The organism is Tateyamaria sp. (assembly GCF_059783535.1).
Genome location: NZ_JBYNDP010000120.1, coordinates 1 through 10,339, shown reverse-complemented (window position 1 = coordinate 10,339; position 10,339 = coordinate 1). Strand labels below are relative to the sequence as shown.

The 10,339-nt window shown below is 59.3% G+C and carries 11 protein-coding genes and 1 pseudogene; 5 read left to right on the top strand and 7 right to left on the bottom strand.

All coding sequences use genetic code 11. The features are described from left to right. Positions 1–14: 14 nt before the first annotated feature. Together recG and AC6RA8_RS17850 are read left to right on the top strand one after the other, a co-directional pair. Positions 15–2,102 carry an ATP-dependent DNA helicase RecG gene (gene recG, locus AC6RA8_RS17855; protein ID WP_500354510.1) on the top strand — a complete coding sequence of 696 codons (2,088 nt, stop codon included), beginning with the start codon at positions 15–17 and terminating at the stop codon, positions 2,100–2,102. A gap of 100 nt (positions 2,103–2,202) precedes the next feature. Beyond that, positions 2,203–2,331: a hypothetical protein gene (locus tag AC6RA8_RS17850; protein ID WP_500354508.1), complete on the top strand. Its 129-nt coding sequence runs from the start codon at positions 2,203–2,205 to the stop codon at positions 2,329–2,331. 227 nt (positions 2,332–2,558) lie between these two features. On the opposite strand, the gene AC6RA8_RS17845 is transcribed toward AC6RA8_RS17850, so the two are convergent. Next, positions 2,559–3,011, bottom strand: coding sequence for an iron-sulfur cluster assembly scaffold protein (locus AC6RA8_RS17845; protein ID WP_189370535.1), 453 nt, complete (start codon positions 3,009–3,011; stop codon positions 2,559–2,561). 75 nt (positions 3,012–3,086) lie between these two features. On the opposite strand from AC6RA8_RS17845, the gene hisI reads away from it, so the two are divergent. After that, positions 3,087–3,449 (top strand): phosphoribosyl-AMP cyclohydrolase, encoded by a 363-nt coding sequence (hisI, locus tag AC6RA8_RS17840; RefSeq protein WP_500354506.1) that lies wholly within the window; start codon positions 3,087–3,089, stop codon positions 3,447–3,449. 7 nt (positions 3,450–3,456) lie between these two features. On the opposite strand, the gene gluQRS is transcribed toward hisI, so the two are convergent. The 4 genes from gluQRS to AC6RA8_RS17820 form a co-directional block, all read right to left on the bottom strand. Continuing rightward, positions 3,457–4,314: a tRNA glutamyl-Q(34) synthetase GluQRS gene (gene gluQRS, locus AC6RA8_RS17835; RefSeq protein ID WP_500354504.1), complete on the bottom strand. Its 858-nt coding sequence runs from the start codon at positions 4,312–4,314 to the stop codon at positions 3,457–3,459. Next, complete coding sequence (locus AC6RA8_RS17830; protein WP_500354503.1) at positions 4,311–4,916, bottom strand: class I SAM-dependent DNA methyltransferase; 606 nt, start codon at positions 4,914–4,916, stop codon at positions 4,311–4,313. The genes gluQRS and AC6RA8_RS17830 overlap by 4 nt, the downstream gene beginning before the upstream one ends. Positions 4,917–4,956: 40 nt before the next feature. Further along, on the bottom strand, positions 4,957–6,309 hold the full coding sequence (trmFO, locus tag AC6RA8_RS17825; protein ID WP_500354502.1) for a methylenetetrahydrofolate--tRNA-(uracil(54)-C(5))-methyltransferase (FADH(2)-oxidizing) TrmFO: 1,353 nt from the start codon (positions 6,307–6,309) through the stop codon (positions 4,957–4,959). A gap of 544 nt (positions 6,310–6,853) precedes the next feature. Then, positions 6,854–7,639, bottom strand: coding sequence for an enoyl-CoA hydratase (locus tag AC6RA8_RS17820; RefSeq protein WP_500354500.1), 786 nt, complete (start codon positions 7,637–7,639; stop codon positions 6,854–6,856). Between the two features lie 57 nt (positions 7,640–7,696). On the opposite strand from AC6RA8_RS17820, the gene AC6RA8_RS17815 reads away from it, so the two are divergent. Further along, on the top strand, positions 7,697–8,134 hold the full coding sequence (locus AC6RA8_RS17815; RefSeq protein ID WP_500354498.1) for a PaaI family thioesterase: 438 nt from the start codon (positions 7,697–7,699) through the stop codon (positions 8,132–8,134). Positions 8,135–8,192: 58 nt separating this feature from the next. On the opposite strand, the gene AC6RA8_RS17810 is transcribed toward AC6RA8_RS17815, so the two are convergent. Beyond that, positions 8,193–8,426, bottom strand: coding sequence for a DUF1127 domain-containing protein (locus AC6RA8_RS17810; protein ID WP_500354497.1), 234 nt, complete (start codon positions 8,424–8,426; stop codon positions 8,193–8,195). A 94-nt stretch (positions 8,427–8,520) separates the two neighbouring features. On the opposite strand from AC6RA8_RS17810, the gene AC6RA8_RS17805 reads away from it, so the two are divergent. Then, positions 8,521–9,936: an aminotransferase-like domain-containing protein gene (locus AC6RA8_RS17805; RefSeq protein WP_500354495.1), complete on the top strand. Its 1,416-nt coding sequence runs from the start codon at positions 8,521–8,523 to the stop codon at positions 9,934–9,936. On the opposite strand, the pseudogene AC6RA8_RS17800 reads toward AC6RA8_RS17805, so the two are convergent. Next, a pseudogene (locus AC6RA8_RS17800) lies at positions 9,933–10,339 on the bottom strand (hypothetical protein); the annotation flags it as partial. The gene AC6RA8_RS17805 and the pseudogene AC6RA8_RS17800 overlap by 4 nt on opposite strands.

The window sequence follows — 10,339 nt, the reverse complement described above, 5'->3', positions numbered from 1 at the left end:
CTGATCGGCGCGCTATGAGCCGCCCTGAAATCCTGTTTCCGCTCTTTGCGGACCTTGAAACGCTTGACGGTGTTGGACCCAAGACGGCGCAAAACCTGGGTCACATGGGCATCGCTGCACCGCGTGACCTTCTGTTTACCTTACCGCATACGGGCGTCGATCGTGCCTTGCGGGACACCGTGGAAGGGGCCGCACTGCCCACGACCTTGACCGTTAAGGTCACGGTCGGCGCCCATCATCCCGCTCGCAATCGGGGCGGGGCTTATCGCATTCATGTGGAGGATGCGCAGACCAGCTTTCAGCTCGTCTTTTTTCACGGGCGCAGCGACTATCTGAACAAGGTGCTGCCCACTGGCAGCACCCGCGTTGTCTCTGGCAAGGTCGAATTGTTCGACGGCATCGCGAACATGGTGCACCCCGACCATATTCTGCCCGTGGAAGACGCCGGGGATATCCCGCCATTTGAACCGGTCTACCCTCTGACGGCGGGCGTGACCCAAAAGACCATGTTCAAGGCCACCCGGTCCGCCTTGGCCCGCGTGCCGGACTTGGTTGAATGGATTGATCCAGGGCAATTGGCGCAGCAGAAATGGCCTGATTTTGCAAGGGCGCTGAAGACAGTGCATTTGCCAGAGGGGCAGGGTGACCTGTCTCCGGATTCTGTTGCGGGTACGCGGCTGGCCTATGACGAGTTGATGGCGCATCAGCTGACACTGGCCCTGGCACGTACCTCTGAACGTCAGGAGGTCGGGATTGAAACTCGCGGCACCGAACGGTTGCAAGCTCGTGTTCGCGCGGCACTGCCGTACGCACCGACTGGCGCTCAGGAACGCGCCATCGCCGAGATTGCCCAGGACATGGCGGCACCCACGCGCATGAACCGCCTTTTGCAGGGCGATGTGGGGGCGGGCAAAACCTTGGTCGCGTTCATGGCTTTGCTAATTGCGGTTGAAGCGGGCGGGCAGGGCGTGATGATGGCGCCCACAGAAATCCTGGCGCGTCAGCATCTGGAAGGCTTGCAGCCCTTGGCCGAAGACGCTGGCGTTGTTCTGGAGTTGCTGACCGGGCGGGACAAGGGCGCTGAACGCCGCGCGAAGTTATCGGCGCTGGCCCGTGGCGACATTCAGATATTGGTGGGCACACATGCTGTTTTTCAGGACGATGTTGTCTTCTCTGATCTGCGATTGGCGATCGTTGACGAACAGCACCGCTTCGGCGTGCGGCAACGGCTGGCCCTTGGCAAAAAGGGGGGAGCGGCTGATGTGCTGGTGATGACCGCCACGCCGATCCCGAGGTCTCTGGCCTTGGCGCAGTATGGCGACATGGACGTGTCTGTTCTGGATGAAAAGCCGCCCGGTCGCAAACCGATCAAAACCGCCATGGTCAGCACCGGCCGGATGGATGAGGTGGTGGCCCGTTTGCAGGCCGCGATGGAAGAGGGGCGGCAATGCTACTGGGTCTGCCCACTGGTTGAAGAGAGCGAGGCGGTCGACCTGACGGCAGCCGAAGAGCGGTTCAAGCGTTTGCGCGCCGCGCTGGGTGAGGGACGCGTTGGCTTGGTCCATGGCCAGATGCCACCCGCCGAGAAAGACGCTGCCATGGCCCGGTTCCAAGCAGGCGAGACAGGTGTGTTGGTCGCGACAACCGTGATTGAGGTGGGTGTGAACGTCCCAAACGCGACGATCATGGTGATCGAACGGGCAGAAACCTTTGGGCTTGCGCAGTTGCACCAGTTGCGTGGGCGCGTGGGGCGTGGGGATGCCGCCTCAACCTGCCTGCTCCTGTACCAAGCGCCGTTGTCCGATTCCGGGCAAAAGCGGCTGGAGGTGCTGCGTGAGACTGAAGACGGGTTTCGTATTGCCGAGACGGATTTACAAATGCGGGGCTATGGCGACCTGATCGGAACTGCGCAATCCGGTGTGCCGCGATTTCAGGTGGCGGACCTTGAACGGCAGACCGGTTTGATGGCCGTTGCGCAATCGGACGCCCGTAAATTGCTGACCGAGGACCCCGAGCTTTTGTCCCCGCGGGGACAGGCGGCGCGCGTTCTCTTGTGGCTTATGCGACAGGACGAAGCGATCCGTTTGATTTCAGTGGGTTAGGCAGTTTTTCCTGAAAAGTTCGCAAATGTTCTCAAAAAGTTCTTTACGCATCGTTAAGAATGTGAGAACAAAGAGGCAACTCGAAGATGGAGATGCCGACATGACCACGTTGCGCCAGATCAAGGATATCGCCTTCCGCGCTGAAGCCACGTTGCTTCAGGATGCTGCGGGCGCTGCTGCCCTGACGGTGATGCTGGTTGTTGCGCTGCATCTTCCGTCTTTGGTCTGAGTTTCTGCCTGCGATCTTGCTTGATCCCATACCGCGCCCGTCCCAGGTGCTGTCCCGCGTTTCACCGGCTCTGCCTGCCGCCTGAACGCCCCCGTTTGCCACGGGGCTTGGATCTGTCCCACGCAAGAGACGCTTTCCCTGCGCCGCCATCCGCCCGGATGTGCGGCGCTTTTTTTATCTATATTGTAGCCTTGCGGTGTGTCGGAGGCCGACTGGTCAACGGCTGCTCAGGCGCAATCGGACTGTAAAGCTTGTTCCATCGCTTCCGCCGTTGCTTCGATACTCAGCAGTATCGATGCATGTCGGTTCTTGTAGTCTCGGGCTGGTTCCAGAACTTCGAATCCATCAAAGGGCGCGTCCGGAACAGGACCGCCAGATTTCAGCATAGCGCGCAGCGCGTCGCGGGCCGTTTGAACTTCGTCGAGCGTGCGCCCAATGACAGCACCACCGGTAACGGCTGCCGCAGCCTGACCAAGCGCGCAGGCTTTGACATCTTGGCCAAAGCCGCTGATGCGCCCGTCTTCCACCTGGACATCAATTGTGACCGTCGATCCGCAAAGGGGCGAGCGTTTCTTGACCGTGGCGTGAGGGTCAGCCAGCCGGGCATGATGCGGAATATCAGCGGCGAGGCCCAGGATGCGGCTGGAATAAAGCTTGATCAGGTCGGTATCGGCGGGCATGGTCCCTCCGCTCTGGTGTCGTATGGCGTTTCCCCCTACATAGTCGGCTCGGACACAGATGCAAAAGGTTTTGCCATGTCGGATTTTGATCCCAACAGCCTGACATTCAACGACCAGGGCTTGATCCCGGCCATTGCGCAGGACACGGACAGTCATGAAGTGTTGATGATGGCATGGATGAATGCCGAAGCCGTTTCCCGTACCTTGGAGACCGGGCGCGTCACGTATTGGTCCCGTTCGCGGCAGGCGTTCTGGGTTAAAGGCGAAACCTCCGGCAATGTGCAAGAGCTGGTGTCGCTGCGCGTAGATTGCGACCGCGATTGCCTGATCGCGCTTGTGAAGCAAACAGGACCGGCCTGCCACACCGGGCGGCGGACCTGTTTTTACACGGATGTGACGGACGGGTCCGAGGTCGAGCTGATGGCTCCGATGGAGTAACCCCGCACTACGGGGCGGGCGGCAGGCCGACCATCCGCCTGATGTCGTCTGGGGTGGCGGCCTCAGCCCGGTATTTCGAGATCGCGCGCGCATCGTCACGCTTGGCCAGGCGTTTGCCAGCATCGTCCCGGATCAGGCGGTGATGGTGGTAGATGGGCGTGTGCAGGCGCAGCAAGTGTTGCAAGATCAAATGAATGCCAGTTGCTTCCGCCAAATCAGCGCCGCGCAGGATGTGGGTCACCCCCTGTGCCGCATCATCGACCACAACGGACAGGTGGTACGACGTCCCCATGTCCCGGCGCGCCAGAACGATGTCACCAATGGTCTGCGTCGGGTTTCTGATCTCGATCCGTCCAGGATGCTCACCAGTTTCAGAATAGACGAGTTCGGCGTCGATTTGGGCAAGAGCTGCCGCCATGTCCAGTCGCAAGGCTACGGTTTTAGGGCGTAGGCCCGTGCGCGGATGCATGTGACGGCAGGTGCCGGGGTAGAGTAGCCCATCGGGACCGTGGGTGGGCACGCCTTCTTGCGGCGCCTGCGCGGCGTCAAGAATATCCCGCCGGTTACAATCGCATTGATACAGCAAACCCTGACGCCACAGGGTATCCAAAGCACTTGTGTAAACATCCATGTTTTGAGATTGGCGCAGCACAGGCCCATCCCAGGTCACACCCAGCCATTGCAGGTCGTCATAGATTTGGTCCTCCCACATTTCCCGCGCGCGTGATTGATCGATATCTTCAATCCGCAACAGGAAAGCACCACTTTCTGCCCGTGCCATGTCATGCGCCAGCATGGCGGAATAAGCGTGACCCAAATGTAGTGGACCCGTCGGTGAAGGCGCAAATCGGGTAACGAAAGTCACGCTTTTTCAAGCACGTAAACGTTGGACTTCAAATCTATGCCGGGCAGGTGATCCCCGTGTTCCTTGAACAGTAGACGGCCGGCGCCGCAATCGGTCCATGCAGCAACACCAGCTTCGTTTGCCGGATCTTCGAGCGCGTGGTCGTTGAAAGAAAACACCAGCCTGCCGGTTTTGGGCAGCGCCCGCATCAGGGTGTGAAGCACATCAATTGGCGCCGCCCCTGCACCGATGACGCCAATGGCCGCCATGGCGGAATAGTCGTCTCGCGGCAACGCGCCGCCGGCCTCAATCTGATCGAGGTGCCGATAGACACCCTTGGCGCGCGCGCCTTCGAGCATCTCGGCAGACAGGTCAACACCGTCGATCGCCTCGAACCCGGCCAGCTTGAGCGCCAAGCCTGACAGACCTGTCCCACAACCGAAGTCGAGGATTGGAGTCGATAGATCAGTCACATACTTCTGCAATGCCTCGGCACAACGGCCTGGTGTGGCATATCCGTTTTCGGCCACTTCCGCTTCGTAGCTGGCGGCCCAATCATCATAAAGTGCGCGGGTCGAAGCCGCGTCACGTGCCTGATAGGCCTTGTCCAAAAATCCAGTCATGCCAACAAAGTAACGGTCAGATGTCGTATCCGTCCAGTCTCTAGGCAGCAGCAGCTTGCGGGGCCAGCCAGGCCTGCCAATCCGCCTTGGCCCGATCGGTGTAGGCCTTGTAGCGGTCTTTGCGCCCACGCCGGCCGCCGCGCAGCCCTTCGACCGGAGGGAACAGGCCAAAATTGACGTTCATGGGCTGGAACGTCTTGGCCTCTGCACCGCCAGTGATGTGGGTGATCAGGGCACCCATCGCTGTCGTGGCTGGGGGCATGTCCAATGAGCCGCCAAGGATTTCCATGGCCGCAGCGCGACCGGCCAGTAGGCCCATCGCAGCGGACTCCACATATCCTTCGACCCCGGTGATTTGCCCTGCAAAGCGAACGTTGGGCCGTGACTTCAGACGCATATCAGCGGTCAATAAGGTCGGCGAATTCAGGAACGTATTGCGGTGAATGCCGCCAAGGCGAGCGAAACGTGCATTTTCCAGACCTGGAATGCGTTTGAAAACATCGGCCTGCGCGCCGTACTTCATCTTGGTCTGGAAGCCGACGATGTTGTAGAGCGTGCCCAGTTTGTTGTCGCGCCGCAGTTGCACGACGGCATGCGCCTTGACCTCAGGTTGGTGCGGGTTCGTCAGACCCACGGGTTTCATCGGCCCATGGCGCAGCGTTTCGCGACCGCGTTCTGCCATCACTTCGATGGGCAGACAGCCGTCGAAGTAACCGGCTGTCTCGCCTTCGTGAAATTCCGTTTTGTCGGCAGCCAGCAGTGCGTCGATGAAGTCTTCGTACTGCTGCTTTGTCATGGGGCAGTTGAGGTATGCGGTGCGCTCTTCCTCGGTCTCGCCCTTGTCGTAGCGCGATTGCATCCACGCTTGGTCCATATCGATGGAGTCGAAATAGACAATCGGTGCAATTGCGTCGAAAAACGCCAATGCTTCGGCGCCGGTTTCCTTCGAAATCGCCTGACCCAGTGCCGACGAGGTCAACGGACCTGTGGCAATGATCCAGTGACCATCATCTGGCAGAGCCGTGATCTCTCCGTATTCGACAGAGATGTTGGGGTGCGCCATGAGCGCGTCGGTCACCGATTGCGCAAAGGGATCACGGTCGACAGCCAATGCGCCACCTGCGGGCAGGCGGTGTTTGTCAGCGGTTTGCATGATCAGCCCGTTTGCGGCCCGCATTTCCCAGTGCAGCAAACCAACGGCATTCTGCTCGCTATCATCGGAGCGGAACGAGTTCGAGCAGACCATTTCGCCCAAAAGTCCGGTTTGATGCGCGAACGTACCGACTTTGGGACGCATTTCGTGGATCACGACCTGAACGCCCATGTTCGCCGCCTGCCAGGCAGCTTCGGACCCGGCCATGCCGCCGCCCACGATATGAAGGATTTTTGTCATGGGCGGGATGTAGGGCATGCGCGTCGGTGGCGCAATCCATGCCCAGTCCGCTCTGGCAATTGATAAGGATCAATGTGGCCTTGCTTGGCGGCCTCTATGCAGGGAACACAATTGTACAGGACAGGACTATGACACTACTCAGACTCGCTTTCGTGGTTTCAGCACTCTTCGCCTTGCAGGCGTGCGAGGAACCGGACCGTTACCCAATCAGCGGAGAACCATGCGGCCCCGAGGATCCGGTAATTGTTGCGCCTCCGGGTGATTGCGGACCGGCCGTATAACACAACGCACGTGTCGGCGGGCCTGGAGACTTTTTCATTGTGAGGGGGTCTTTTGGGGTCGCCGCTGCGGGGATGGTCGGTCAGAGAGAGGCTGACCCGGAGGGACCTTCCGCACTCGGCGACCCAAAAATGTCATCGGTTTGTTAACCGTGTCCAATTTGTGCCTCATTTGTGCCCAAATTGCTAGTCGTATCTTGGAAATAGTCGGTCCACGATTTGGAAACAACCAAAAGTCGTGCCGGATTTTATCCACTTTTGCGAAGCTATTGAGACCAGTTCGGCGGGCGCTTCTCAATAAACGCGTCAATGCCCTCGACAGTGTCCGGATTCATCATGTTCGTGACCATGACCTCACCGGTGTAGGTATAAGCTTGAGCAACGGGCATCTGAAGTTGCTCGTAGAACGCCTGCTTGCCGATTTTGACCGCGCTGCCCAGCTTGTCAGCGATCCGGTTGGCAAGGTCTCGGGCCGTCGTATCCAGCTCTTCCATCGGTACAGCATGGTTAACAAGACCCAGTTCAACTGCGCGCGCCGCCTCGATAAACTCGCCAGTGGTTAGCATCTCAAAGGCCTGTTTGCGCGGGATGTTCCGGCTCAGCGCCACCATCGGCGTTGAACAGAACAGGCCGATATTCACACCGTTGACCCCAAACCGTGTCCCGTGGGCCGCGACTGCTAGGTCGCAGGTTGCCACCAGTTGGCATCCTGCCGCGGTCGCGATGCCGTGCACTTGAGCAATGACGGGTTGGGGCAGGGACTGTATGCGTGCCATCATTGCGGCGCAACGGTCGAACAGATCTTTGAAATACGCCGTGCCACCATCGGCTGCCTGGCGCCCTGCCGTCATTTGTTTGAGATCGTGGCCCGCGCAAAACGCCTTGCCCGCACCGGACAGCACCACAGCACGTACAGAACTGTCATTCGCGACATCATCCAAAGCGCCGTGCAGTTCGGCAATCATTTCATCAGAGAGCGCATTCAGGCGATCAGGCGCATTCATGCGCAGATGGGCGACAGCCCCTGTGACCTCACGTTCCAGAATTGTCATCTTGCCCTCCAACACCTTTGCGGCTCACCCTAGGGCAGGGACAAGGGAAGGAAAAGCATGGCTGTTGTAATGACTGCGCCCGAGATGAACGCGTTTCTACAAAAGGTGTTCCTGGAAGTTGCGGGTGAGTTCCATGTCGAAGAGGTGACAGAAGAAGGTGTTGTTTTGCGTCTTTTGGTACAGGACCGGCATTTGCGCCCCGGGGGTACGGTTTCCGGCCCGGCCATGTTCGGGTTGGCGGATGTCACGGCCTACATGGTGACGTTGGCTCATATCGGGCCGCGGGCGCTGGCTGTGACAACCAACTGCTCCATAGATTTCATGCGCAAGCCAAAGGCTGGGGTCGATTTGATTGCGCATGGCCGGTTGTTGAAGCTGGGCAAGCAATTGTCTGTGACGGATGCCCTGTTGTTCTCGGAAGGCGACGACAAGCCTGTGGCGCGCGCCAGTTTGACCTATGCCATTCCACCCCAAGGTGTTGACTTGCAGGAATAAAAAACGGCCGGGTCAACCCCGGCCGCAAGGAAGAGGTCTGGCAGGTGCCACGGGGATGTCACGCCCGCCAGAACACGCGCCAAGCTTCATATTCAGCCTCGGCGGGTGTCAGTCCCACGTCGCGCAGCAAGTGCGGATCCAAATGGCGCAAAGCCAGACGGCTGCGGCGACGTTCGGCCCATTTCGACAGCATCACCGCAATGCGCAGCGCGACAACCGAGGTTGCCGGAATGCGATTTTGCGCAGTCAGGTAAGCCAGGTGCGAGGCGGGCGTTTGCATGTGATGTGCCATGGGAAACTCCTAAAATTGTATTGACACAATATGGCGATATTGCCATGATTGAGTGATACAATATGAAATCATGTAACGCTACGGAAACATTGTAATGGGTACAATTTGGTCGCCAGATCTGCTGGATGGACAAGGGCCGAAATACAAGGCGGTCATGCAGGTCATCCGCCAACGCATCTCGGACCATGATCTGACACCGGGGGACAAGCTGCCGCCAGTGCGGGATTTGGCGTGGAGCCTTGGCATTACTCCTGGCACCGTGGCGCGTGCATACACGCTTCTGACGGACGATGGGACGCTGAAGGCAGAGGTGGGGCGCGGCACATTCGTTGCGCAACCTGATGAAAAGGGGCCACTTTATTCCGACGTGCCTATTGAGGTTGACAGCGTCAGGCACAATTCAGGGGCGCAGACCTGGAACGTTAATCTCTTTTCACCACATTTGCCGAGCGTTGGGCAGGCGACACTGATCCGCAAACTGTTGGCGAGAGTTGCTCAGGATCCACCCTCGGGCGTGATGCACTACCCAACACGAGCTGGGAGCGCGCAAGCGCGTACTGCTTCAGCGGCGTGGCTTGCTGGGGCGCCAATCGGGTCATTTGGACCCGATGATATCGTCTTGGCCAATGGCGGGCAAAACGCGATTCTGTTGGTACTTCAGGCGCTTCTCCGGGGGCGACGCCCTGCCATCTTGGTCGAGGACCTGGCATATCCGGGCTTTCGGAGGGCGGCGGAGCTGCTGCGCGCAGATACAATCCCGGTCGAAATGGATGCGCATGGGGTCACTCCTGAGGCATTGGACGCCGCAGCCAAAGCGCATGACGCTCAGATTTTTTGTACCTCCCCGGAAGTGCACAATCCCACATGCGGTTTCACGCCTTCGGCCCGGCGCGAGGAGCTTGCCGAAGTTGCCCGCAAGCACGATCTGCAAATCCTTGAAGATGATTGTTACAGGCTGGGGCTGGCACAGGCGCCCAGCTATCGCATGATTGTACCAGAGCGAACTTGGTACATTTCCTCGATCTCGAAGTCCATCACGCCAGCCTTGCGGCTTGGTATCGCTGTCGCGCCGAAGGGGCGGGCGAATGTCCTGCGGCGGACCGCGGAATACTCCTTCTTTGGCCTGCCGACACCGATGACGGACCTGTTTGCATCCCTGCTGGTTCACCCCGACCTGCCCGATCTCATGGCAAATGCGCGCAAGGGTATTGGCACCTATGTTCAGCGGGCGGTGAATGTATTGGGGGGCTATGATATCGTTTGGCGTAAGGACGTGCCATTCCTGTGGCTGCGCTTGCCGGAAGGGTGGCGTGCGGGCGCATTTGTGCAAGCGGCGTCACAGCAAGGCGTCGGCATCCGTGCGGCCGAAGACTATGCCTGCCGGGATGCGCGTACGCCGCATGCAGTGCGAATTGCGATCAATGCAGGCGTCAGCCTTCAGTCTTTCGAAGCTGCCATCGAACGGTTGCGCGATCTGCTCGACAACCCGCCTGATCAGATCGGGGTCTAAAGCAGACCGCCAGCGCCCCAAGCGAGGCCAAAGGCGATTGTAAGAGCGGACAATGCGGCGGCGTATCCCGTAAGCTTCGCCCATGAAAACGGACGCTCGCCATAGGTGCGTCCCTGCATTCCGCACACTACGACCTTCATTGCCTCACCCTTGTACTGGTAGTGCAGGATCCAGACGGGCAGCAGGATGCGCCTGTACCGAACACCAGTCGTGTCAGTGATATAGCGCACGTCATGCACGCCAGACTTGCCCACGTGTCCCTTGATCCGGTTGCGGATCAAAAGGTCCTTGTCCTCTGCATTCGCGGTCAGCCCTTCGGCTACAGATTGGTGGTGTCGCTCGGCGCCAAACCCGGCCAGATAACCGGGGCGGTAGGGGCGTAGCCGGCGCGGCTCAAAGTCAT